The organism is Bdellovibrionales bacterium, assembly GCA_018266295.1.
In the GTDB taxonomy this organism is placed as follows: domain Bacteria; phylum Bdellovibrionota; class Bdellovibrionia; order Bdellovibrionales; family Bdellovibrionaceae; genus JACMRP01.
The window spans coordinates 195,741-219,026 of sequence record JAFEAQ010000006.1; the positions used below are offsets into that span (position 1 = coordinate 195,741).

Annotated in this window: 22 protein-coding genes; 12 read left to right on the top strand and 10 right to left on the bottom strand. The window is 47.6% G+C overall.

Translation table 11 applies throughout. The features are described from left to right. Positions 1-178: 178 nt before the first annotated feature. From JSU04_05120 to JSU04_05135, 4 genes are all read left to right on the top strand, one after another. Complete coding sequence (locus JSU04_05120) at positions 179-3,301, top strand: DUF1592 domain-containing protein (protein ID MBS1969662.1); 3,123 nt, start codon at positions 179-181, stop codon at positions 3,299-3,301. Between the two features lie 20 nt (positions 3,302-3,321). Continuing rightward, positions 3,322-4,971 carry a DUF1552 domain-containing protein gene (locus tag JSU04_05125; GenBank protein ID MBS1969663.1) on the top strand — a complete coding sequence of 550 codons (1,650 nt, stop codon included), beginning with the start codon at positions 3,322-3,324 and terminating at the stop codon, positions 4,969-4,971. A gap of 26 nt (positions 4,972-4,997) precedes the next feature. Continuing rightward, the gene (locus JSU04_05130; GenBank protein MBS1969664.1) at positions 4,998-5,267 is read left to right on the top strand and encodes a hypothetical protein; all 270 of its coding nucleotides are present in this window, start codon (positions 4,998-5,000) and stop codon (positions 5,265-5,267) included. Positions 5,268-5,449: 182 nt separating this feature from the next. After that, a complete protein-coding gene (locus JSU04_05135; GenBank protein MBS1969665.1) occupies positions 5,450-6,334 on the top strand; it encodes a hypothetical protein in 885 nt (294 codons plus the stop codon). 145 nt (positions 6,335-6,479) lie between these two features. Here the strand turns inward: JSU04_05135 and uvrA are convergent, their stop codons facing one another. Both uvrA and JSU04_05145 read right to left on the bottom strand, forming a co-directional pair. Beyond that, entirely contained in the window at positions 6,480-9,107 is a 2,628-nt protein-coding gene (uvrA, locus tag JSU04_05140; protein MBS1969666.1) for an excinuclease ABC subunit UvrA, read from the bottom strand. Between the two features lie 36 nt (positions 9,108-9,143). Continuing rightward, the gene (locus JSU04_05145) at positions 9,144-9,647 is read right to left on the bottom strand and encodes a transcriptional repressor (GenBank protein ID MBS1969667.1); all 504 of its coding nucleotides are present in this window, start codon (positions 9,645-9,647) and stop codon (positions 9,144-9,146) included. A gap of 197 nt (positions 9,648-9,844) precedes the next feature. Here JSU04_05145 and JSU04_05150 point away from each other — a divergent pair, with 197 nt between their 5' ends. Continuing rightward, positions 9,845-10,519, top strand: coding sequence for a hypothetical protein (locus JSU04_05150; protein MBS1969668.1), 675 nt, complete (start codon positions 9,845-9,847; stop codon positions 10,517-10,519). Between the two features lie 77 nt (positions 10,520-10,596). Here JSU04_05150 and JSU04_05155 read toward each other — a convergent pair whose 3' ends face one another. Next, complete coding sequence (locus JSU04_05155; protein MBS1969669.1) at positions 10,597-11,085, bottom strand: hypothetical protein; 489 nt, start codon at positions 11,083-11,085, stop codon at positions 10,597-10,599. Positions 11,086-11,307: 222 nt separating this feature from the next. Between JSU04_05155 and JSU04_05160 the strand changes: the two genes are divergently transcribed. Further along, the gene (locus JSU04_05160) at positions 11,308-11,751 is read left to right on the top strand and encodes a hypothetical protein (protein ID MBS1969670.1); all 444 of its coding nucleotides are present in this window, start codon (positions 11,308-11,310) and stop codon (positions 11,749-11,751) included. Between the two features lie 59 nt (positions 11,752-11,810). Here the strand turns inward: JSU04_05160 and JSU04_05165 are convergent, their stop codons facing one another. The 3 genes from JSU04_05165 to JSU04_05175 all read right to left on the bottom strand — a co-directional run bounded on the left by JSU04_05165 (position 11,811) and on the right by JSU04_05175 (position 14,876). Then, entirely contained in the window at positions 11,811-12,875 is a 1,065-nt protein-coding gene (locus JSU04_05165) for a hypothetical protein (protein MBS1969671.1), read from the bottom strand. 361 nt (positions 12,876-13,236) lie between these two features. Further along, positions 13,237-14,076 carry a hypothetical protein gene (locus JSU04_05170; protein MBS1969672.1) on the bottom strand — a complete coding sequence of 280 codons (840 nt, stop codon included), beginning with the start codon at positions 14,074-14,076 and terminating at the stop codon, positions 13,237-13,239. Next, on the bottom strand, positions 14,073-14,876 hold the full coding sequence (locus tag JSU04_05175) for a DUF4423 domain-containing protein (GenBank protein MBS1969673.1): 804 nt from the start codon (positions 14,874-14,876) through the stop codon (positions 14,073-14,075). The genes JSU04_05170 and JSU04_05175 overlap by 4 nt, the downstream gene beginning before the upstream one ends. 148 nt (positions 14,877-15,024) lie before the next feature. On the opposite strand from JSU04_05175, the gene JSU04_05180 reads away from it, so the two are divergent. Continuing rightward, positions 15,025-16,164 carry a hypothetical protein gene (locus JSU04_05180; GenBank protein ID MBS1969674.1) on the top strand — a complete coding sequence of 380 codons (1,140 nt, stop codon included), beginning with the start codon at positions 15,025-15,027 and terminating at the stop codon, positions 16,162-16,164. Here JSU04_05180 and JSU04_05185 read toward each other — a convergent pair. Then, the gene (locus tag JSU04_05185; GenBank protein MBS1969675.1) at positions 16,161-16,940 is read right to left on the bottom strand and encodes a lytic transglycosylase domain-containing protein; all 780 of its coding nucleotides are present in this window, start codon (positions 16,938-16,940) and stop codon (positions 16,161-16,163) included. The two genes, JSU04_05180 and JSU04_05185, sit on opposite strands and share 4 nt — an antisense overlap. 516 nt (positions 16,941-17,456) lie before the next feature. Between JSU04_05185 and JSU04_05190 the strand changes: the two genes are divergently transcribed. Beyond that, the gene (locus tag JSU04_05190; GenBank protein ID MBS1969676.1) at positions 17,457-18,446 is read left to right on the top strand and encodes an HNH endonuclease; all 990 of its coding nucleotides are present in this window, start codon (positions 17,457-17,459) and stop codon (positions 18,444-18,446) included. Positions 18,447-18,477: 31 nt separating this feature from the next. On the opposite strand, the gene JSU04_05195 is transcribed toward JSU04_05190, so the two are convergent. Further along, entirely contained in the window at positions 18,478-18,900 is a 423-nt protein-coding gene (locus JSU04_05195) for a ribonuclease HI (protein ID MBS1969677.1), read from the bottom strand. 138 nt (positions 18,901-19,038) lie between these two features. Between JSU04_05195 and JSU04_05200 the strand changes: the two genes are divergently transcribed. Then, positions 19,039-20,349 (top strand): hypothetical protein, encoded by a 1,311-nt coding sequence (locus JSU04_05200; GenBank protein MBS1969678.1) that lies wholly within the window; start codon positions 19,039-19,041, stop codon positions 20,347-20,349. Positions 20,350-20,433: 84 nt separating this feature from the next. Then, complete coding sequence (locus JSU04_05205) at positions 20,434-20,889, top strand: hypothetical protein (protein ID MBS1969679.1); 456 nt, start codon at positions 20,434-20,436, stop codon at positions 20,887-20,889. On the opposite strand, the gene JSU04_05210 is transcribed toward JSU04_05205, so the two are convergent. Beyond that, entirely contained in the window at positions 20,886-21,809 is a 924-nt protein-coding gene (locus JSU04_05210; GenBank protein MBS1969680.1) for a GTP cyclohydrolase I FolE2, read from the bottom strand. The two genes, JSU04_05205 and JSU04_05210, sit on opposite strands and share 4 nt — an antisense overlap. 72 nt (positions 21,810-21,881) lie before the next feature. Here JSU04_05210 and maf point away from each other — a divergent pair, with 72 nt between their 5' ends. Continuing rightward, on the top strand, positions 21,882-22,457 hold the full coding sequence (gene maf / locus JSU04_05215) for a septum formation protein Maf (protein ID MBS1969681.1): 576 nt from the start codon (positions 21,882-21,884) through the stop codon (positions 22,455-22,457). 9 nt (positions 22,458-22,466) lie between these two features. Beyond that, entirely contained in the window at positions 22,467-22,862 is a 396-nt protein-coding gene (locus JSU04_05220) for a cytidine deaminase (GenBank protein ID MBS1969682.1), read from the top strand. Here the strand turns inward: JSU04_05220 and JSU04_05225 are convergent. Continuing rightward, complete coding sequence (locus JSU04_05225) at positions 22,859-23,275, bottom strand: four-helix bundle copper-binding protein (protein MBS1969683.1); 417 nt, start codon at positions 23,273-23,275, stop codon at positions 22,859-22,861. The two genes, JSU04_05220 and JSU04_05225, sit on opposite strands and share 4 nt — an antisense overlap. Between the last annotated feature and the right edge of the window lie 11 nt (positions 23,276-23,286).

Consider the following 23,286-nt stretch of genomic DNA (forward strand, 5'->3'; position numbering starts at 1 on the left):
CAGCACTCTCCAGAGAGAAAAACACTGTCGAACTTTTAGAGGATTTCCATTTGCTCCCAACTCATATTTTGTAAAGTAATTCATCACCTGAAAAATTCTGTGTCTACAGAGGAGAATTTCCGGGCGCCCGACTTTACTAAATCGAGAAAGGTTTCGATAATTAGGATGGGGGGCACAAATGCCACGACCATCCATCAGCGTCCTAAATATCACCAAAGTGATTCTGCTTTTAACGCTCGCAACATTTCCATTTCAAAATTGCGGCAAAGGATTTCAGGCCAATTCGAACTCCATGGATCTAAATTCAACAAGCTCTGATCCCTCGGATCTCATTGCTCCAACCGTGGCCATCCTTTCTCCCCTTGAAGGAGCTTTTGTAAAATCGGATTTGACGATTTCAGGCGCTTGCGAATCTGGCTTATCCGTTCAGCTCACTATTAATGGTGGTTCCCCACAAAGTCTTAATTGTAATATGGGCGCGTTCACTTCAAGTTTGAAATTAAGCCAAGCAGATGGTCCTCTCGAATTAAAAGTTGAACAAATAGACGCCGCCGGAAACAAAGGATCAAAACAAATCAGCGTGACGAAAGACACCGTGGCTCCGGTCTTGCAATTTTCGGCTCCTGCCGCAAATGCACAACTCACCTCACAAGCCATCACCGTTTCAGGAAGTTGTGAAAGCGGCCTCAATGTGATGATCTCGGGCAATGCTTTGACTGCGCCTGCTCAAGTGGCTTGCGCGAATTCAAGTTTCCAAGCCGCTGTGGGTGGAGTGAGCACCAATGGAACTTATACTCTAAGCTTACAACAAACTGACGCCGCCGGAAATCAAGGAAGTGCGAGCCGCACCATCACCCTGGCTTTACCAGCAGGAATACCCGTCATTAAATTTTCAGCTCCGGCTGCAAATACTCTCACTAAAACTGGCATTACGATCACAGGGACTTGTGTCACCGGTCTTCCTATTCAGATTTCAGGAGCCGGCGTGAGCCAAGCTTCGCAAACCACTTGTACTGCGGGCGCTTTCTCTGCAGCGGTGAGCTTCTCTGCGGGTGATGGCACTAAAAACATCATCGTGGCTCAAACCAATGCCCAAAACCAAACTGGTCAGGACTCAAGATCCTTTGTCCTGGACACAACAGCTCCTGCGGTGAGCATTTTAACGCCAGATGCGGGCACCCAAGGCGACACTGCACTGACCATTGGTGGTAGTTGCGAAACTGGACTTAATGTTGTGATTTCAGGAACTGGAGCCGCGGCCTCTTCGAGTGTGCCCTGCACTGCTGCGACCTTTCAAGCGAGCGTGAATTTTTCCACAGGTGCTGGGGTAAAAACGATCACGGCCTCGCAAACAGATGCTGTTGGCAATGTCGGAACCAGCTCTCGAAACTTTGAACGGATTGCGCCCATCTTAGATGGAAAAGTTTTATACGCAAACAACTGTTCTTCGTGCCATGGAGCGCTTGTCAGTAGCACGAAAATCAATCGCACGGCGACGCAAATTACCAATGCGATTGCCACTGTGCCTTCGATGTCGGCCATCAAATTGTCGGCGGATCAGATCGCAGCCATTGCGCAAGCTTTGTACGTAGATCCGACAACGACGGCGTCAAACTACGCGCTGGATGCCCTTAAGGTGTCTTGCAATGTGGTTGGTGAAAATCAGGCTTATCACACTTTGAAATTACTCAGCGATTTTGAATTGAAAAATACCTTGAAAGATATTTTTACGCCAACTTACTTTAATGTGTTATTTGAAGTGGGTACTGATCCTGCGACCCAGCTTGAAACCTCCACTTTAGATGCGGTTCCTAAAAGACGGATCCAGGACTCGTTAACAGCACCGTTTTTATTTAGCAAAGGCGCAACGACTGTTACGGCAGAGTTTTTAAAAACTTACGATACAACTATTTGGAATGCCGTTCAAAAAATAAAAACTTTAAGCTCGGCACAGCGTACCCAGATCTTAGGCAGTTACGCCGCTTGCTATAGTGATACCGCATTGACGGATGACTGTCTTACACAATTTATTAATGCATTTGGTTTAAGTGTCTATCGCAGAAAAATTTTAACGACGGAAGTAACCCAATTTAAAGCGTCCGTGAGTAATGAAAGCACACCTCTTGGTAAACTTTATTACATCATGTATGGAATGCTGATGGCACCGGACTTTTTATATCACTACGAAGTCAACGGAACTAACTCGGGTAACATGCTGGTGTTGGACCAATATGCCATTGGTTCTCGAATCTCATATTTGATAACGGGCTCGGGCCCTGACAAAAAAATGTTGCAACTTGCAACGGATGGCAAATTAAACACGACCGTCGATATTAATTCAGCAGTCGACTATTTAGTGGCGACTTATCCAAGCAAGGTGAAAGAGAACATCTGGCAATTCGCTTCTGAATGGTTACGACTCACGAGCTCAAACTTCCCAAGTTCGCCGAGAGCGAATGCGATTTCAAATAGCTTTGTAAACCTGGCCGCCGGAGAAGGCAGCACTTTCAGAAAAGCCGCTCTTCAAGAGATGAAGGATATGTTTGGCTATTACACGGTCGACAAGCCGGGTTCATTTACGGATTTACTGACTTCGGATAAATCTTTTGCTTCAAATGCAAAACTGGCCCAGGTCTATAATACGACTGTGTGGACAGCCGGTCAGACTCCCCCAACTCTACCGACGACCGAAAAAAGAGTGGGGTTTTTAACCAAAGCGGCAATGACAATTCATGGTGGCGATAGAAATAACCCTTTCGTGACTGGTGGAACTATCTTTAAACATGTCCTTTGCCGACAGTTTGCCGCTCCAGGCGGAATCTTTACGCCTGCGGTGGTGGACCCTAGTATTGTGCGCACAACTCGTCAGTATTATGAAGCCCTCGTTCCGCGTGGAAGCTCGTGCATCAGTTGCCATGGTCAACTTGAGCCCTTCGGTATGCCTTTCGAACAATATGACATTTTTTCGCGCAACCGAAACAATATTGAAAGAATCTACGCTGATGATGGGACCTACTTAGCTGATAAGGCAACGGATACCACTCAGTCTCCGATCTTTGGCCCACAGACGATCAGTGTTGATAATGCAGTTACTTTGGTCAGCAGAATTAATGACAGCAAAGAGGCCCATGTTTGCTTTGCGACGCAAATCTATCGCAATCATTTTGGCAAAATGAGTAATGCTGATGATTCCTGCATGCTGAGCCGAATCGCAGAGAAAGCATCTTCGAATAGCACTATTTTAGATATTTTGAAGGCCATGGCCATCGATGCAAGCTTTAGACAACGACGTATGAATTAAAAGGCAACGGGGGAAGATCAATGAATAAACGAAATAAAATGAGTTCATCAAATGTTGATGCGGTTGCCTTCGATACAATAAACCGTCGCATGTTCCTTAAGACCGCCGTCGGATATATGGCAATTCCGTTTTTAACTTCGCTCATTCCCCGTGCGGTCCTAGCGCAAGTGGCCGCTTCGCCAAGACGTTTTATCGGTATCGCGACCTCGGATCAATTCCCACAACAACTGCTCTTCCCGACAGGCTTTGTGGGCAAAGCCAATACGGCCCCCTATAGCACTTATACAACGGCGTTTACGGAGAGCGGATTTAATTATAGCGAAACCCTGCTGTCTTCAATTATTAGTGCAAACGGGTCTATTTCGGGTGCACTCGATAGTAAATTTAATGCCTATGTTTCAAGAATGGTGATGCTTGGGGGCTTAGACTTTCCAGGCCGTTTGGATCACGGTTCGCAAGCGTGCATGGGCAATACCGCCAACTCCAATTTAGGTTCAAACTTATCAATGAACAGTAATTACACCGTGGACCGAGTTTTGGCTCGGCAGTCGCAAATTTATTCAGGCGCAACGGACGCAGCTCCAGGCATGGCCCTGAGACTGGGTGATAAAAGCTGCTCAGGCGAAAAAACTTTAGCTGGAGGACGTGGTCAAGAAGTTGGGACCATGGATTTAAGTCTCAATGGCAACTTGAATCAGATATTCGCCACTTACTTTAAGGCAAGCACCGGCACTCCCGGCACGACGACGACAACGGGGGATGCGACCAGAAAAGGCATCATTGATCAAATATATAATAGTGCAAATTCAGTCCGAGGCAGTACGAAAACCAGCGCCGAAGATAAATCCCGCTTAGATGAGTATTTAACAAATCTTTCAGATATTTCCAAGTCGTTGACTCCTACGACAACAACAACCCCTGGAGGCAATGTCTGCCCTGCCGTCGCAAATGATTTTACAAAGATCACCAGAAACGGCGTGAACGATATTGCCACTGGCACCAGTGCCATTCCTAATACAACGACCTATTTTAAAGATGTTGTTCGTTTGATCACGTTATTCATCAAATGTGATTTGTGCCGGGTCTTTAACGTCGGCTTTGCTTCGGCGTTGGCTTCTGCGACGGAATCCATCAATTTTTATACAGAGCCAAGACCATGGCATTTAGATTATGGCCACGGAAACAACTATCCTAAATTATTAGGCGCGCAGAAATGGGTTTTAGATAACGTCGTCTATGAATTGATGAAAAACTTGAATGCAACAGAATCTTCGGAAACCTATCTTGATAATACTTTGATCTACTATTCCCCTGAAATGTCCTTTGGTCATTGTGGCGTTAATATGGGGAGCCTTTTGATTGGTGACAAGCGCCTGAATGGTGGAAGAGCCCTTAACTATGCTGACTACAGTAAAGGATTATTGGACGGCACGAGTTCGTACGGTCTTAAAATGGAAATCGGCCCCGGCCAACCCATCAATCGCCTTTGGGTCACGATGATGCAAGCCTTTGGTATTCCAACCTCAGCTTATTTCGGCAAGTACGGTTCGCGCACAGACACTTTTGGCAATTGGGTGGACTATTCTAGCTTAGGCGACTACGAAAACCCTTTCAAAACAGTTCAAAGAGCGCAGTTGATTGGGTCCGCGCTGCCAAAAGTATTGAAATAGATTCGAAGCCCGCTCTGACCTACATCTTGTTTTTACCTAAAATAGGTTATAAACATCCTATTTTAGGTAATTTTCAACTGTCTCTTGAGTATTTCCTAAAATCCACCCAATGCGTGATGGATCGCCTCTCGGCTTGGTTTCACTGGGACGACAGAAGAAGCCTCATTCATGCTCTCTGGATCTGCGAAAAGCATCCCATCAACTTAGATAAAATCAAGCGCTGGGCCGCCAAAGAAAATGCAACCGACAAATTAGAAGAGTTCATCTTTCAATATAGAAAATTAAAAGCAAAATAGTACTCAACTCCTCTTTGCGAGCGGCGCCTGTAAGCTTTCGACCACAGTTATGAATCAGCGATCACTCTGAATCATGTTCCACCATTACACTCAACAACAAGGGATCAAAAGGATTTTGGAGGCTGTTGACTTACCTATCTCATCAATAATCTAATTTAGGCGCATAAGTGAGGGAATGTTCTATGTTTAAATTAATTTTTTCTCTGCTATTAATTTGCCTTCATGGTCATCAAGCAATTGCCAGTTGTGAAACATCTTGGAAAATTTCAAATATAAAGAAAATATCAACAGGCGATAATTTTGTTTGCGCTATGGGAGACAGCATTGAATGCCGCGGAAAAAAGAATAAATATGGAATTAGTGAAATCCCATATTTGAAACAGCCCAAAGATTTATCTTCAGATGGGAACGGCGCATGTGCAATTGATGAAGAAGGGTTGAAATGCTGGGGAAGCATGAAATACACCTCTGAAGTTCCTCAATTGAAAAATCCGTCAGAAGTTTCTTTCAAAACCCCTGATGCTTTGTGCGTAGCAAACAATGAAGAGGTTGAATGCCGCGCTCAGAAAGGTGGAAAAATTGTACTACCTTTTGGCATTAAACACGTTTCTCAGTTGTCGCTAGGTGGCGATTATGGCTCTTACTTTGGGAGCCCGCGATTTGGCTGCGGAATAGTAAGTGGCCAATTAGAATGCTGGGGAGATAATTACTATGGACAAACGGATGCCCCGCAAACTTCAAATCCAATGGCTATAGCTGTTGGCGAGAAACACTCCTGTGTATTAGATGACTCTAAAGTTAAGTGCTGGGGGGATTGGGGTACTAATGGACAGACAATTGTACCAAAAGGTCTGAACTCAGTTACTCAACTTGTAGCTTATCCATTTGAAACATGTGCATTGAAGTCTAATGGAGAGATCAGTTGTTGGGGTATGGGTAGTTATCTTATGCCGCCAAAGAATTTATTTGCGGCAAAGCAAGTGGTCATCGGTCGTTTCTTTAAATGTGCTTTGGGAAGTGATGAAGTTAGGTGTTGGGGATCAGGAGATAGTTGCCCTCAATTTTGATTTAAATCTCTTGTTTTCAAATACAAGGCTCAAATAAAATAGCCCTGACTTCACGATCAGGGCTATTTTATTTTACTGCAGGTATTGCTGCCGCATCGCTTCGGCGTAGCCAAGAAGCACTGCGACCAGGAACAGGACCTGGCACCTACTTGAGTAACGGCTTCAGGAATTTCCCCGTTTCGCTGTCTTTGACCTTCGCGACTTGCTCAGGCGTGCCGGTGGCAACGATGTAGCCGCCGCCCTTACCGCCATCGGGGCCCAAGTCCACGATGTGATCGGCACACTTGATCACTTCCAAGTTATGCTCGATCACAAGAAGCGTATTGCCTTGGTCGGCAAGATCCTGAATCAACTCCACCAATTTTTTAACGTCGTCAAAGTGTAAGCCCGTTGTTGGCTCGTCCAAAATGTATAACGTCTTCCCGGTGCCACGACGGGAAAGCTCTTTAGAAAGCTTCACACGTTGCGCTTCACCACCCGACAATGTCGTCGAGCTCTGACCGAGAGTCATGTAATCCAAACCCACGCGGTTGAGTGTTTCAAGCTTACGATAGATTTGCGGCAAAGCCTTAAAGAATTCCAAAGCTTCGAGCACCGTCATGTTCAAAACATCGGCGATGGATTTGTTTTTGTATTTCACATTCAAAGTTTCGCGGTTGTAGCGCGCACCCATGCAGGTCTCGCAACGAACGAACACGTCACTCATAAAGTGCATTTCAACGCGGATTTGACCGTGACCCATGCAGGTCTCACAGCGACCACCCTTCACGTTAAAACTAAAACGACCTGGAGCATAGCCACGCAGTTTTGAATCCGGCAGATTCGCATACAGATCGCGAATCATCGGGAATAGTCCCACATAAGTTGCCGGAGTCGAACGCGGCGTACGTCCAATCGGTCTTTGATTGATATCAATAACTTTATCGATGTGCTCAAGCCCCTCACACTTATCAAAGTGCGAAGGTGAAGCATTGGCTTTATAGAATCTCTGCGCCAGAAGTTTGTACAGGGTATCGATGATGAGCGTGCTCTTACCGCTGCCGGAAACGCCCGTAACCGCTGTGAAAGTTCCCAAAGGAATTTCCAGCGTCACATTACGAAGATTGTTCCCCGTCGCGCCGATCAGGCGCAACTTATTGCCATTCCCCTTGCGGCGCTCTTTCGGCATGGTGATTTTCATTTCGCCCGAAAGATACTTACCCGTAAGACTATTCGGATTCGCTTCGATCTCAGCCGGAGTTCCCTCCGCCATCTTCGCGCCACCGAGACTTCCCGCACGCGGGCCTAAATCGACAACGTGATCAGCAAAGCGAATCGTATCTTCATCGTGCTCTACGAGAACGATGGTATTGCCACGCTCTTTCAGTTCACCGATGATTTCCAGCAATCTGTGATGATCGCGCGGATGCAAACCGATCGACGGTTCATCCATCACATACAAAACGCCAATGAGGGAAGAACCCACTTGAGTCGCCAGGCGAATCCGCTGAGCTTCACCACCCGAAAGCGTGCGCGAAGGACGATTCAGAGACAAATAACCCGTGCCCACGCGGATCAAGTAATCCAAGCGCGCCACGATTTGTTTGTTAATCTTTTCGGCGATCATTTGATCTTTCGGTTTCCACTTCAGATCCTTGACCCACTCGCGAAGCTCCACAGCACTGAGGCTTGAAAGCTCGGAAATATTCTTCTCGCCGATTTTCACATTGAGAGATTCCTGCTTCAGTCGCGCCCCGTGACAGGTCGGACATTCAGAAAGAACCATTTCCTCTTGTTCTTCTTCCTCCTCATCGTTGGAAGCAGAAACTTTTTTACCCTTATAGACGTATTTTACTTTTTCAAGACGGCGCCCACCGACGTCGCCTTCGGAGTACTCTTCTTCTTCAACCAGATCGGCGGTGCCCAAGCCGTTACAGGTTTCACAAGCACCACGCGGATTATTGAAACTGAAAATGCGCGGCTCGATCTCAGGAAAGCTGTAACCGCACTCAGGACAAGCAGACTTCAAGCTATAAGACACGCGCTCGCCATTCATCGTCTGAATGATCACGCGGCCGTTCGCCATGCTCAACGCCGTATTAATACTCTCAGCCAAGCGATGCTTGATAGAATCTTTTAAAATAATCTGATCAACCACGAGATCGATATCGTGGGTTTTGGTTTTCGCAAGCTTCGTTGCATTTTCAAGGTCGATCATTTTGCCATCGACTTGAGCCTTGACGAAACCTTTGCGGGCCCAGCGTTGGAATTCCGCAAGGAACTCCCCTTTTTTACCTTGAGCCATCGGCGCAAGCACATAGAACTTCGCCGCCTGCGGGTTCTTCGAGCCCTTCTTAATGATCTCTTCGAGAATCTGTTGCGGTGTCTGGCTCGTCACCGGCAAGTGGTGAATCGGACACTCCGGAGTTCCCACCTTTGCAAACAACAAGCGCATGTAATCGTAAATCTCAGTGACCGTGCCTACGGTTGAGCGTGGATTCGTACTGACAGATTTTTGGTCAATCGCGATCGCCGGCGACAAACCTGTCACCGAATCGACTTCTGGTTTTTTCAGCTGCTCAAGGAAATTGCGCGCATAGGCCGAGAGACTCTCAACATAGCGACGTTGCCCTTCAGCATAGACTGTATCAAATGCGAGGCTGGATTTTCCACTTCCTGAAAGACCGGTGAAAACCGTGATCTTATTACGAGGAATCACAACGCTCACATCTTTGAGGTTATGTTCCTTCGCGCCTTTTACTACAATGCCGTCGAATTCTTGATTTGAAGCCATCTTGCGATTCTACGCGGGTCTGGCTTGAGGCGCAATTTACTTCGCTGTTTTCGCTGTCTGGCAAGTAGGGCAAACTCCGTAGAGTTCAAGAACGTGGTGGGTCAATTGGAAGCCGAATTGCTTTGCTACTTTTTCTTGCAACGTTTCAATTGTTTTGTTTTCGAATTCACAGATCTTGCCGCAGCGGACACAGGTTAAGTGGTCATGGTGACTCTTAGAATTGAGCTCATAACGAGCTGGAAGGCCGCCCATGCGAACTTCCGAAACGAAATTACCCTCAGTCAACGTGCGCAAAAAGCGATAAACCGTCGCGAAACCGATTTCGGGGTGATCCGTGTTTACTTTTTCAAACAACTCTTGCGCGGTGACATGGCGACGGCCTTCATGGAGGGCACCTAAAATCGCCAAGCGTTGGGTGGTCACTTTCAGATTCAGCGCGCGAATGATCTTCTTCAACTCCACATCGGTAAACTCTTCGCGATGGATAATGATGTCTTCATCTTGTTGGCGCGGCAGCAATGGGACTGAATCTCGGTTCATACTCACCTCTTACTGTAAGGATATAGGCATAGCTAAAGCCAAAGTCCAAATAATTAAGAATCATTATCAATTGTACAAGGTTGTTGAGAACCAACTGACATTTAACAAGCCCCTGATTTTAAACAAATTTAAGTCTATTTTCTTATCAAAAAGCCCGGCAAACCCTAATCTCAGCCCACAAGTCCAAGGAGAGTTCTATGTTAAAGCTGATGTCTTTTTTGGTTGTTTTGGCTTTTGCCACTGCGGTTGTTGCCGATGCAGAGGTTCCATTGCCAGGCCCTGGCGCTCCGCCGACGGATCCGGCCCCTCCCCAACCGACACCTCCCGTGGTCCCGACTCCAACCCCTCCGCCTTATGATCCAAACCCAACGCCATATCCAACTCCAACTCCGTACGACCCGAATCCGACGCCGTACCCAACGCCATATCCAACTCCATACCCAGGCAACCCTGGAACGGATACGACTTATCAATTAGGCACTGGCAGCGTTGGCCGCTTTAAAGAGCGTACGTTCACGTTTACTCCGCCAACAGGTCTACGCAATATCCGCGCACTGAGAGTGACTTGCACAAATGAGAAAATCAAAATCAAGAGCGTCACTGTGAAGTTCAAGTCTGGTCAGACGCAGACCCAATCCATCTTAGAAGGTCTGTATCGCACCGGCGAGTCCCGCATCAGCTACATGTATAGCAACACGGTGACCTCCGTGACGGTGGTCGCGAGTTCGTCATCGGTCTTCCGCACGAATGGCACATTCCAATTGGATGCCGCAGCGTCGCGGGTGAATGCTAAGGGTGAAGTTGGTGAAGACGACGGGCCTGAGCAGCAGCAACAGTTCCAGTTCTTCGAAGGAGATAATGGGGCTTTCTAAATAAGTAACGCCAAAAATAAAAATCCCCGGTCGTTTTTGCGCCGGGGATTTTTTTTATTTTCAGATTCAGATAACGACTACGGGCAACGTTGCAAGCGGTTGATCAACTCGTTGATCTGGATGCGAGCATCGTTATTTCTGCCCATGTACACAGAACGATCGATGTTCTGAAGTTGCATGATAGTTTGACCTGCTGAACATGCACCGTAACCTGGAGGTGGTGGCGGAGGTGGAACTGGAGAAGCTGCACGACCCGCAGTGCTCAAGCACTGAGTTTTCGTCGAATCAAAAGAGGCCTTTCTGCAGTTATCGATCTCGTAAGCTTCGTAAGACTTATTGCCGATCACTTTCACACACTCGATTTTACCAGAGTCGAAAGACATACCTTTACAAAGATCGATCGCGCCTTGTTCAAAGTAGTCATACTTTGCAAGCTCAGAAATACACTGATTGCGAGTGCTATCAAAGCTCATACTCGTGCAGATTTCAGAAGCTTCCTGGCGGCCAGCCGCTTGAGCCATCAAACCAGTCATTGTCATCAAGGCGATAAGAATCATTTGTTTCATGTTCCATCCTTAAGGTTAGTTGTGTAATTAAGATGGAACGGTTTTAACAAAATTTACGATCAATTTCCGGAGAAAACCTCGCAATGGAAGAAACTGCAGACTCGTCTAAACTTTAAACACCCCGCTCAAGGCGCACCAGGTAGCAGTCTTTTCTGCCGAATTACTTCCTAGTCTCGACTGTTTAGTGTGCTCCTCCTACGCTCAAAAACAGGAGGACAACAAATGACTAAAAAAATTTTCGCAATCGCATTAACAATCGCTTTCTGTTCGGGCGCACTGAGCGCTGAGAAGAAACGCGGCACGGCCAGCAAAACAGATCCTATCAAAGGGCTCAATTGCAGCCTTGAGTATAAGGCAAGTAACTCCATGCTTTTTGCTAAGGCCAGCGGTGACTCCGGCAATTGGATTTTAGGCGATAAATCCAAAGCCACACTCACCGACTCGACGAAGGGATCCGTTGTCACGATTGAAGCTCTCGAAGCCAAGAAAAAGGATTTCTTCAGACTGAAAATCACTCAAAAGAATCACGATGTCGTGAATGCGATTTCTGAATGGAGTGGCATGCAAATCACGATTCCCGTCAACATCAAGGACAACGAAGTAGAAGACCCGGTGACTTTTGATCAAATGCGCGTGACCTGCGAACCGACTTATCTAGCCGGCTAAGCAGAAATAAAAAAAGCCTTGGGAGACCAAGGCTTTTTTGTTCTTTGGTTTTTTAACGACTACTCTACACAATCATAAGTCAGATCGATCTGCGTGCCTTCAATAAGGTCTGTATTAAATCTGAGAATATTTCTGTCTAACTGATAATCCGTGGTGACCTGATGATCAACCACCACTTTGAGCGTGTGCTCTACCGGCTCGCACTGAAGGGTCAGCTGGCGAAGAGAGTTCACGATCTTATCCTTAAAGGTATTGAGGTTCGCACTGTAATCGGTATCACAAATGCTGCCAATGCCCCCATCGGTAAGTGCTGACATCGCGGCATAGACTTTCCCTGGGTGACTTGGTGAGGTGTCCGCATCCTGTTTCTTTTCACAGGCGATATCGCCTGGCTTTACGATGATCGAGTTAAAGGTAAAACGCACGCTCTTACCGAAAGAATCTTGGGCTTGCAAAAGCAAGTTTGACGGAATGTCTTCTTTCTCGAGGGCCTGATAGCTGCCGGGCGCATCGTTATGCTTCAGCAAAGACTTATCGCCGCCCACGGATCTTTCATCTTCGTCAGAAATCGCAATCACCGAGATTGCAGCGCCGGGACGATAACAAGGACCCGCGTTTTCAAAACTGACATAAGCAGCTTTAATCGCACGTTCATCGCCAGATTCCCCGCCACCAATCGTGATCGAATTGATCGTTGAAGTGAAAATGCCAGGAAGACCCGCACTGCCCTTTTTCAAAAGGTACTTAGGAGTTCCCGCGGCTGGGGAATAGTTTTTCCAGTTTAAGTACTTGCCAAAATTTGAAGCCCGCGTCGTGGTCACGCACATTTGCCAGTCAATTTGGCTGGCCTCAAGGAAGCTCACAAAAGTTGTTAATCTTGCAGAAAGCTTTTTCAACTCCGGCATCATCGAGTTGGAATCATCCAGCACCAGCAAGAAATCGACTTCTTTGTTGCCCGCAGCAACAGTTTCGCTCGAGTTCACTACTTTGTTGGAGGGGGCCGAGAAGGTGGAGTCTCCTCCCACAGTGCCGATGCGGTCTAAGCGCGCATTATGGCAGGACATGATATTGATCGCAGAAGCACAAATCACAAGGTTCACGAAAGAACGGTGGTGTGTTTTCATAGCCCTCTCTTTTATTTAATTCTAAGAGAGTTCCCCGAATGAAAACAGCGGCAGATGGGCGCCTTCGCGAAGTTTGAACCTAGGTCTTGAGAAAGTCGAGTCGCACCCGTCCGCACTCAGAAAACGACCTCGGCTTTTACCGAGGTTCCGAACGGTGCTCCCCAAAATAAAAAAGCCGGCTCGGGGCTTGATCTAATTCATAGGTATAACTCATGCGGCTCTCTGTTTGGCCATCATCATCGCTATTGGCAATAATCAAAGTGCATAGCGGCCGTCGCCATTGCTACTGTTGAAAAGAGACTTAAAATAAGTGTCATAGCGATTTTCATAAATTCTCCTTAAATATTTTTAAAATCTAAAACTATCCAGCCGTGTTCGAGATCGGGCCTGAAAAGTCCGCATCGTCCGGCATGCTATCTTTTTTCTTACTTTGAAACTCGATTCGGTAGTCACGAATCACGTGTTCGTAGTATTCACTACCGTCCTCTGTGATTTTCTTTTTACGACCGTTTTTATCCTTCAACGGCTGCAGAATACTCACGTAAATCCCGTTGTCCTCGCCACCGTTATCAGACGCCGCAGACATGACGTGTCCTTTTGCTGGCAGCAAAAATATTTTTCTTTGGCCCTTGTATTCAACCACCAAACGAATGCGCTCCTCGTCGGCATTATAATGCCACGACATCGGACCATAGTTCTCAATGGTTACATGGGCATCCAAAAGATATTCTTTATCCGTCGCAAAATTCACCGTGTAAGGGCCTTCGACCTCCATCACATTCTTACCATATCCAAAGCCTCTTAAGAGATCCGTCGAAAGAGCATAGCTAGAGTCGTCAGCACCAAACACACCGAGATACTCATGTAGAACCAATCTTGGCTTTTCAGCCTCTTTTGCATTCCCCCAGGCCGTGCGACTAAAGAGGATGCGCTTTTCTGCCGGATAATTAATCGCATCCTTTGGCATCCCCTTCAATGATAACAGCTGGTTCGTCGACTCGACTTTAGTGGCTTTCACCACTTCTTTCAGCTTGGCTAAGTCGACTTTTCCATCGGCCGTGTACTGTAAGTAGTCCAAAATATCGCTTGCGACAGACACGAACTCAATGGCGTAAGTGTCGCCACCGTTACCGACGATTTTGACTGCGAATGCAGAACTTGTTGTCATCAAAAAAGTAGCTAAAATTAGGAAAGCTCTCATGGCTTTTCTCCTTCGAAAATTGGCATAAATTGTAAATTAAGGGCGTAAACGGAATCCTTGCTCTGACTGCGTCCAGACAGAGCGGCGGCTTCCTTCTGGAAACGGCGGATCAGCTGCTTGAACTCAGGTACCAGGTCTTTGTCGACGGCGAAGACCATAGAGCCGAGCTCACGCTTTTCCACGGGAACTTCTTCAATCCGGCTTTCCACGACACCCATCATCTGACGATGATAATCGCGGATCGCGCGCGAGCTGATATCTTGCGGAGTTTCAAAGTCCTTCTGAGTTTGCACCCAGCGCTCATTCGAAGAATCCAATAATTCTAGGCGCTCCAGACGTTGCACGGCTTCGGTCACTTGCGTGACTTCCACTCCGAGAGCTTTTGCAATCCACTCGAGGTTGGATTCAAAGCCCTGCACTTCTGTGAGCTCCAGAATCGCGAGATGATACCAATCGCGAATCAGATTGAATTTTTCCATGTTCACTTGCGAGAACACGTTATCCAGTAATTTCTTTAGTTTTGCTTGAGCCATCTCGCGCGACAAAGCATCCCGCGCATGGCTTGCTTCCGCGGAGCAAACAAAGAGCTCCACCTCGATCGGACTTAAGCGCAGCTTGCGCGCGATCTCGCCGGCTTTCTTGCCCGAGATCCCACAGTCGCCGGTGAGGTATTGCGAAAGCTTGGAAGACGGCAGCTCCAAGTCGCGAGCGTAAGCCCGCAGACTATAAGATGAATTGCGCTGTTTGCGGCGCTCAAACTCATCTTTGAGGTATTTCTGGTAAATCTGCTTTGCTTCCATGGAGAGGAGTTATAAGGGCCCCAAAGACGCATTGCAATAGTCTAGGTATCAAAGCGCTACCTGACGCAACCTGAGCTTGTTTTCAGACCTAAATCTATAAATACACGAAGCTCTCGCGGGCTCCTCAGAACACATATAAACTACCAGAATGACAAAACTATTCTCAAAATCCTCGATCGCTCTTGTCGTCCTCACAGCTCTCGCATGCAGTCACCTCACCATGAAACGTTTACCTGCGGCCTCGGAGCCTTTTGCGCCGGTTGAAGCCGGCAATGTGTTCGCAAGTTACGAACCTTTGCAAGTCGAACTCGAAGCTCCGCTCGCGGATTTGTTCGCGCGAAAATCCATGGGGCTTGTCGAGTTTAAGAAGGGCTCTGTCGAAGGCACGTTCTCTTACTGGAATGAACAAAAACAAAAAATCTCTCTCCCCGTTTCTGTCAGTGTGAAAGGTTTTACTTCGACCGAGCTTTGCGACTTTCCGAAGCTAGAAATAAAATTCACTTCAAAAGAACGCGGCGGCACTTTGTTTGAGACGACGAAAACCGTTGATATGAATACTCACTGCGGATCTAAGGCAGGAGGCGCTGCTGAAGTCTTCCTAAAGGCCGCGGCCTTTAATCACCGCGAAGCTTTATTGTACCGAATGGCCGAAGTCCTAAGAATTCCGACATTCAAAGCACGCCCCGTGTTTGTGAAATATAACGGTACAAAAATCGCCGAAGTCGATCAAAGTAAAAAACCTTTTCAGGCATTTCTTCTGGAAGATACCAGCAGCTTTACCAAACGTCTTGGCGGCCGCGAGATCAAAGGCACCGACGATCCGATGAAACCGCTGACTCTGGCTCTGCAGCCGCAAAAAGCTCCGATGTTTGCGTTTACCAACGTGAAACAGTCTCCGCAAATCGATCCTGAAGATGCCGCACGCATTGGCTACTTCCAAAAAATGATCGGTAACAGCGACTGGTATATCAAGATGACTCCTGAAGACACGCGCTCAGGAGATGCAAAAATTAATCTTTGGAATACAAAAATCATCGAACTGCCGAACGGCAAGTGGGTGCTCTTTCCGCAGGATTTTAACTTTTCAGCGATCATGATTGGTGCGTACAATTCTTCGGCGGACCTTAAGACAATCAACTCTGTGGATCCTGCGACCCAAGTCCGATTGAAGCAGGTGTTCATAGAGAAAAAGGCCGAGCTATACAAACTCACCGACACCTTGACGAACGATCCTGAGGGACCCGAGTTTTTAAAGCGCGTTCTTGATGCCTTCTATAAAGATCTTTAACGCGCTAACGGCTCCTGCTGCGGCTCAGACTGCTGAGTCGCCACTCTGAGTTGACCTTCTTTACGCTCGATGAGCTGCTCGTAAATGAGCTGGTAATTTCTCATGACCCGCGAACCGTAGTTCCCGTTCAGCAGAGTTCTCTCATCTTCGCCGATACTCGCAATACTGCGCGCAACACGGCGGAGATTCTTCGGTCCCATATTATAAGCCGGCACGTAGTGATGTGCGCGGCTCTCGAATTGCGAGCGGAGATGCGCAAAGTACGTAATGCCGTACTTGATGTTATTGATTGGATCATAGAGGGTGTTCGGTCCCCGCCATGGCAGATTGTACTTCTTTGCAAGCCATTCACCCGTCTGAGGGAGGACTTGCATCAAGCCGATTTCGCCTGAGGTGCCCTTTGCATAGGTATTAAACTGACTCTCAGTTTGAATGATCGCGAGCACAAATATTGGATCCATATCGTGCTTACGGCATTCGCTGATGAGCTCTTGGGTCATCTGTGGCACCCAAGACTTCCACTCGCCGGAAAGCGATGTTTCGAGTTTCTTATAGATCAGGTAATTAAGATCTCTATGCCCCTCCAGCCGAGCGGCATAGCTCCCCCCGTAGACCGAACCGAGCAGCTCGCGGGCTTGATCCCGGCGCGCGCCTTCGTTCACTGGAGGCATATTCAGGGCCGCAAACTCCACCGGCGTCATGTTCTGATAAAAAGCGCCGAGGAAGACCCCACCTATAATTGTGATAAAAAGTGCCGATCTTTTATTCGCAAACATATGCTTCTTTATCGGCTTTTGGCGGGGGCTTTTGAGACTCAAGATGAGTCAGATGGCGCCGCCTGCAAATAGGTTGTTTCTAGAGGAAGAAAGCGCTCCGGAGATTCCCAAAACACCCGCCTCTTTTTGAGGCGTCTTAGAGTGAGCATGTCACCGTGGGACTGTGGAATTTTGGCGGGCGAAGAGCCGGAGCGATATTCGCCGCGGATTCAGCAGGTGCAAAGTTTAAAATTAGAAAACGGCATTATCCCGAAGCTCTGCGTAATTTTATTTATTTTTATTTTTTCGTTTGCGGGTATTTTTGTGCCCTCTCATTCCCGTTAAAAGCCCGGACATTTAGTTTTTCAAGAAGCTTCTCGCTGATGCTTTTTTCTCTTCTTATATCTAATTCTCACGTCTTTAAACAGTCTTTCTGACACTCTTTTCAAACTCCTCTTACAAAATGAAAAGTCCGAAATTTCCGCCTCAAAAACCCGTGGTATACAGAATGTGAAAACTCCCATGCAAAGGAAGACTATGAATCTCAAAAATGCAACCGACTCGGAAATTCTCAGTGGCCTCGAGAAGCTCACAAAGTCTGAGAGAAAAATCACTCATTTGATTCTTTGGCATATTCTTGAAGTCGAGGGGCGAAAACTATTTTTGCAAGCGGGCTATAATTCCGTTTACAAATACCTCACTCGTCATTTGGGATATAGTGAAAGTGCTGCCTATGACCGGATGCAGGCGGCTCGCCTCTTAAGACAAGTTCCTACTGTCGCGACCAAGACTGAATCCGGCACCATCACCCTGACACAAATGGTGAAGGTTCAACAGTCGCTTTATCACGAGAAAAAAGTCGGAAACACCGTGACCAAAGAAGAAGCTCGGGAACTCATCGAAAAGGTGGAAAGCAAAACCACCTTTGAAACCGAAAAAATTCTGGCCTGCGAACTTAATCAGGCGCCGAAGACCTATCAAAAAATCAAACCTCAGCAAGATGACAGTGTGAGGCTGGAACTCAATCTCACCGCGCAACAATACGAAGACTTGAAAAAAGCCCAGAGTCTTCTTTCTCACATTATAACCGACAATAATTTGGCAGAGGCGATTGCTTATTTGGCTCAGAACTTTATTCAGAAAAAAGAAGGCCGCCCGAAAGCGGCCGCCGACAAAGAGAGCGCCCCAGCAGAGTTAGCAAAACATAACTCTCGCGAAGAAAAGAAATCCGATTCTTCAACGCAGAGCTTCGGGCTAATGCCGCTAAAAGTTCCTGTCTCAAAAGAAAAACGTAAGTACATTGCCGCAAGTGTTCGACGAGCTGTTTATGCTAAAGCAAAGAACTGTTGTGAGTACATTCATCCGCAAAACGGTCAGCGATGTGGCTCAAAATATCAGCTGCAAGTGGATCATATACGACCGCTAGCCAAAGGCGGGAGTGAGGATATCTCTAACTTACGAATTCTCTGCGGAGTTCATAACCGGGCCGAGGCCCTCCGGTGGGGCCTTACAAAACCACCGCATTAATTACCGAGGTATAGTTAAAACTAACACCGTATTAAATCTGATCCCGTGCTTGGATGCATAGCTGATCGCAACGCTCGTTGAATTCGTGACCGGCATGGGCCTTGATCCATTTCCAGGTGATGGCATGTTTGGCCGCGAGCCCATCGAGCTCGGCAAGTTCCGCCTCGAGCCCGCGGGGGCGAAGATCGCTTCCCTGCCACACCGTCATGGAATCAATGAGGATGCGCGAATCGCTGAAAAGAGTCGCGGTAGTTTTTTCAGTAAGGGATTTCAACGCTTCGATCGCCGCGCGGAACTCCATCGGATTGCTCGAAGCTTTTTTGATGCCCGCGGATTTCTCAGAGACAACAAAACCATCACGGACAATCACAAAAGCCCAGGCGCCACGCCCTTCTTTGGCGCTGCCATCGGTGTAGATATCCACAACCGGAGCTCGTCGGAAAAAGAATTTCAAAACCGCATTTATCATTCAGCAAAAGTCCTCAATTGTGGAATCAAGATGCCATGAGTTGGTTTGACAAAACAATGAAAATCCTCGAACACCCGAAGGCCCCGGGCTTGCACTCTCCCAAGTCAGTCGGAGGCCCTGACCATGAGAGCAAAAATACAGTCCCCACGCTGTCTAAAGACTATCCAACAGAACGCCTTTTTAGGCCTTACTGCCCTCCTCATGGGAATGATTCTAATAGCGAATACAGCCCAGGCTCAGCTCCTCTGCTCTGAGTCTTTTAAAGACACAGCGAACACTGTCGGAACATATCCGCACAAGGCCCCAGATGCCGAAATGTCGCTCTTAGCGCAAAAGAACTTCGATCTTTTTATTCTCACTCAAAGAGCCACGGGCGATAAAGCTTGGTGGTCGCAAGCAACGCAGGCTTTGCAAGCCTCTGACGTCTCGACATTAAGCTCTCTCTACGAACATATCCCTGAGGGCGACTATCGCCGAGCAATACGCCTTTTGATGGTGGGCGAAGAGCAAGGTCTGAAAATCCCTGCACAGCTTAAAAATGAAGTCGCTTCAACTCGCCAACAGCGCGATCTTTTACGCTCAAAAGATATGGAAGTTGCCGGTGAACTCACGCCACTGAATTTACGTGATCTTACGAATATGTTCACGATGCTGGGAATCCGCCGCTCGAAACTGGAGCGCATGTATGAACGTGCTAAAAAGAAATTAGGTTATGAATCTAAAGAGCTCATCCCCGTGATCCAAGCCGGCAAAGCCGAGGGCATTCTAGGTGATGAAGCCCGCCTGGTCCTTCAAGAATACAACCTGCGAGTGAAAGTATCCCCTGAGTCTACCAAAGCGGCTTACGCCAGTATGATGGACAGTCTTTTCGCCCTCTACTCACAACGCATTTACAAAACCCTGGAAGAGCCTTGGTTTAAAGTCGACGGCCAACAGCTGAATCTTTTAGATTTCGTAAAGAGCGGCGCCTATCGCCAGCCTGAAATTAAATCCACCAACACGTGGATGAACGTTGTGACTTTGGATCCAAGCAAAGTGCAAAATCCGATTCTGAAAAACTACACTCGCGAAATGTGGTGGAATCGCCTGAATAGCATCAACCCGATTGGCACGGTTCGCATCGCCCGCAATATGGACGTGGACCAAAACGGCAAGGAAACTCTTCACTCTGTCGAAGTCCTCCGCAAAGGCGAAGATGGTTTTTATGTTCCTTATCTTTTCGAAGCGGACATCACCGGGCAACTGAAGCCAGTGGAGGGCAAAGACGCTCTTCGCCGTATGGAAGCCTGCTTTCAGTGCCATCTGCGCCTGAATGGGATTCTCTTTGGCGGCATTACCATGAAGGGCTATAAAGCGGTCGATGACTGGCATATCAACAACATCGACTTCACTCGTCGTAAATTCTACGATAAATTTAAAGAGTTCCGTAAGTAAGAGGTTCTAACCGAATCCTAACTTAAATCGAACACACTTCTCTTGGGTTTTAACTTATAAGGTCTCCACCACACAGGAGATTTTATGAAAAAACTTTTAGCTCTTATCGTTCTTGTTTTGCCAATGATCGCCTCGGCAGGCCCTGAAGATCACATTCCAGGCGCGGTCTATGCGACCACTGAAAAAGTGCCCTACTACTTGATGCAGTTTCAGTTCGACTCCATAGCTCTTTCAAACGATGAATCAACCGTGATTTTATACGCTCGTTATGGAAACTTCACCGGTGACTTCAAAGTGATCTCTGCTTCACGCCACAATGAAGACATCGTGACCTACACAGCTCAGAAAGAGCTTTTCAATCGCACTGAAACAGGCTGCGGCTCTTCAGAAAAAGCCGTTGCAACCATCCGCGCGCGCAATCACGTTAGCTTCGGCATGAGCCCGAAAGATGTCGAAGTTTCTGTTGAGTACACGACTGTGAACGACATTTGCCATTCACGTCCGCAAACTCAAACGATTCAATATCAATTGGTAGATTAAAGTCCGTCCTGAATGCCCTTAGTAATGAGGGCTTCAGCATTATGGGGGTGAAGGCTTTCTAAGTGCTTCACCTCAATAAGATAGTCCGCGATATCTGTGACACGATCTAAAGTCGCCTTAATACGGCGAGAAGCATCTTCACAGAACATCAGATTCTGACCATTGCGAAGCGCGAACTCCTGTTCGTCTTCACGCTTCACCGCTCCTTGCACCGGAGTTTGCAAAGCCTCTTCAACAACATCGATCAGGTCTTCAAAGCCAAATGCCGACTGAGCATTCGCCAGCTGCACTTTCACGCGGGCCTCACTTCTTTGCGCATGCGGAGTCGCAAGGACACCTTGAGTGCTGCCAAGCCATTGGTGAATGTCTTCGAAGTTCAGCTCATCCTGACTCAAGAATTCACGCTTAAAGTTTTCTTGGATCAATTGGCGCGACAAGGCTGCCGATGCCGGGCACGTGCTTGAGTAAGTCACAATCACTTCAGCAAAGATCTTGGCGCGGCCTTCAGTGTTTTCAACCGACAGGTTCACAGGATATGTGCGCCACGCTTTGTTTTCAGATTTAAGAGCCTTACGTTGCAAAGGAGCTTCGAACTTCACGGCCAAATAAGCATGACGGCTGAGATCTTTGTGAGTCTTCAAAAACTCTTGAGAGACTTCTTCAAGAAGCGCGTAACCGAGAGCTTTTGCTGAAAGAAGCTCTTGAACGGACAGGTACAAGCGCGACATGTGGATGCCGCGAGAAGAAGTGCGATCGAGGCTGACCTTCGCATCAACACGGGCCGGGACTCTGAATAGCGCCCCCTCGTCACTTGCAAGCAGAACAGGGACTTCAATATTCCCCATCCCCACTTGGTTGATCGGTGGGTAAAGATCTTTTCTGGTTTCAAGAGCGACGTCCGCGAGTTTATGCTTGTCCATGGCTTGGCTTATACGCCTAAAACTACGTTTTGGCTCGAATTTTTCAAAATTCTGTCCTATAAAATAAGCCAAATGAAAAATTTAGTCCTCGCTAGTACATCGAAATACCGACAAGAGCTTTTAAAGCAATTAGGCCTGCCTTTTGAGGCTAAAAAGCCCCTGATTGACGAAGAGAAAGAAAAAGATCCCACCCTGGCCCCACGTAAATTGGCCGAAAGATTGGCGCAGCTTAAAGCCCAGAGCCTGAAAGCGGAGGGAACCGTGGTGATCGGCGGCGATCAGCTCGTGGCCCACCGCGGAAAAGTCCTCGGAAAACCCCATACTCGTGAGCGCGCCATCGAGCAGCTGCTGGAAATGCAGAACTCTAAACACGAACTCATCACGGCAATTTACATCTGCGATGGGAACAACAAAGGCATTCACTACACAGACATAACGAAGCTCCACATGAAACATCTTTCACGGGAGCAGATTGAGCGCTATGTCGATCTGGATGAGCCTTTGGATTGTGCCGGCGCTTACAAGATTGAAAAACATGGCATGATGCTCTTTGATAAAATCGAAAGTGAAGACTTCAGCGCCATTCAGGGCTTGCCGCTTTTGATGCTTGGGAAGATACTGAAGGACTCAGGTTTTCGCATTCCATAAGGAAGATACATGAACACGGAACTTTTGAAGTGGGCCTTGGATGGCCAAAAAAATTCTTACGCCCCCTACTCCGGTAAGCACATCGGTGCTGCGGTGTTGATGGATAACGGCAAAATCTACAGCGGCTGCAACGTCGAGAACGCGTCTTACGGCGGCACTATTTGTGCTGAACGCACAGCCATCGTCAAAGCCGTCAGTGATGGCGCAAAGAAAATCAAAGAAGTCATGGTGGTGAGTTCAGAACAAAACCCCTGGCCTCCGTGTGGATTCTGCCGTCAAGTGATTGCCGAGTTCGCCAGCCCAGATACGATGATTCACCTCGCAAACCCGCAAGGCCAATCTCGTTCGCTCAAATTTGTCGATCTTTTCCCTGAGGCTTTCGGCCCGGCTCACTTAAAGCCTTAAACATTCCACATGTTTCTATTTTCCATCGTCCCTTCCTCGCGCGATCGAGGAATGTGGACGGCGGTTCCTGTCATGCCACGGCAAGATTCCGCGCACTGACGGCAGATCTCTGCACATTTCACCATCGCGGCATCCTCTTCATATCTTTCGCAGGCTTCTGCACAGGCTTCGCAGAGCTCAAAAGAAACAACACAGGCTTGGCGATGAAATGGAAGCCCAGAGACCATCATTTTTGCTGAGAGCTCACAGGCCTCTGCACACATCTGAAGAAGAGCGATGTGCTTTCCTTGAAAGTGCGTGTCTCGTTGCGAGAGACAATGATGGAGAGTTTCCAAGCAGACACGGTGACAACTAAAACAATTCTTTATACAACGAGTGACGTCGCTGTCCTGCATAGGTTCATTGTTGGCCATAATATCCTCCT

Coding starts and splice junctions, on each gene's coding strand:
- maf (MBS1969681.1), top strand. CDS start 21,882: ATGAAAAATTTAGTCCTCGCTAGTACATCGAAATACCGACAAGAGCTT.
- JSU04_05150 (MBS1969668.1), top strand. CDS start 9,845: ATGTTAAAGCTGATGTCTTTTTTGGTTGTTTTGGCTTTTGCCACTGCG.
- uvrA (MBS1969666.1), bottom strand. CDS start 9,107: ATGGCTTCAAATCAAGAATTCGACGGCATTGTAGTAAAAGGCGCGAAG.
- JSU04_05120 (MBS1969662.1), top strand. CDS start 179: ATGCCACGACCATCCATCAGCGTCCTAAATATCACCAAAGTGATTCTG.
- JSU04_05185 (MBS1969675.1), bottom strand. CDS start 16,940: ATGTTTGCGAATAAAAGATCGGCACTTTTTATCACAATTATAGGTGGG.
- JSU04_05220 (MBS1969682.1), top strand. CDS start 22,467: ATGAACACGGAACTTTTGAAGTGGGCCTTGGATGGCCAAAAAAATTCT.
- JSU04_05190 (MBS1969676.1), top strand. CDS start 17,457: ATGAATCTCAAAAATGCAACCGACTCGGAAATTCTCAGTGGCCTCGAG.
- JSU04_05160 (MBS1969670.1), top strand. CDS start 11,308: ATGACTAAAAAAATTTTCGCAATCGCATTAACAATCGCTTTCTGTTCG.
- JSU04_05180 (MBS1969674.1), top strand. CDS start 15,025: ATGACAAAACTATTCTCAAAATCCTCGATCGCTCTTGTCGTCCTCACA.
- JSU04_05175 (MBS1969673.1), bottom strand. CDS start 14,876: ATGGAAGCAAAGCAGATTTACCAGAAATACCTCAAAGATGAGTTTGAG.
- JSU04_05210 (MBS1969680.1), bottom strand. CDS start 21,809: ATGGACAAGCATAAACTCGCGGACGTCGCTCTTGAAACCAGAAAAGAT.
- JSU04_05165 (MBS1969671.1), bottom strand. CDS start 12,875: ATGAAAACACACCACCGTTCTTTCGTGAACCTTGTGATTTGTGCTTCT.
- JSU04_05170 (MBS1969672.1), bottom strand. CDS start 14,076: ATGAGAGCTTTCCTAATTTTAGCTACTTTTTTGATGACAACAAGTTCT.
- JSU04_05145 (MBS1969667.1), bottom strand. CDS start 9,647: ATGAACCGAGATTCAGTCCCATTGCTGCCGCGCCAACAAGATGAAGAC.
- JSU04_05125 (MBS1969663.1), top strand. CDS start 3,322: ATGAATAAACGAAATAAAATGAGTTCATCAAATGTTGATGCGGTTGCC.
- JSU04_05135 (MBS1969665.1), top strand. CDS start 5,450: ATGTTTAAATTAATTTTTTCTCTGCTATTAATTTGCCTTCATGGTCAT.
- JSU04_05225 (MBS1969683.1), bottom strand. CDS start 23,275: ATGGCCAACAATGAACCTATGCAGGACAGCGACGTCACTCGTTGTATA.
- JSU04_05200 (MBS1969678.1), top strand. CDS start 19,039: ATGAGAGCAAAAATACAGTCCCCACGCTGTCTAAAGACTATCCAACAG.
- JSU04_05155 (MBS1969669.1), bottom strand. CDS start 11,085: ATGAAACAAATGATTCTTATCGCCTTGATGACAATGACTGGTTTGATG.
- JSU04_05205 (MBS1969679.1), top strand. CDS start 20,434: ATGAAAAAACTTTTAGCTCTTATCGTTCTTGTTTTGCCAATGATCGCC.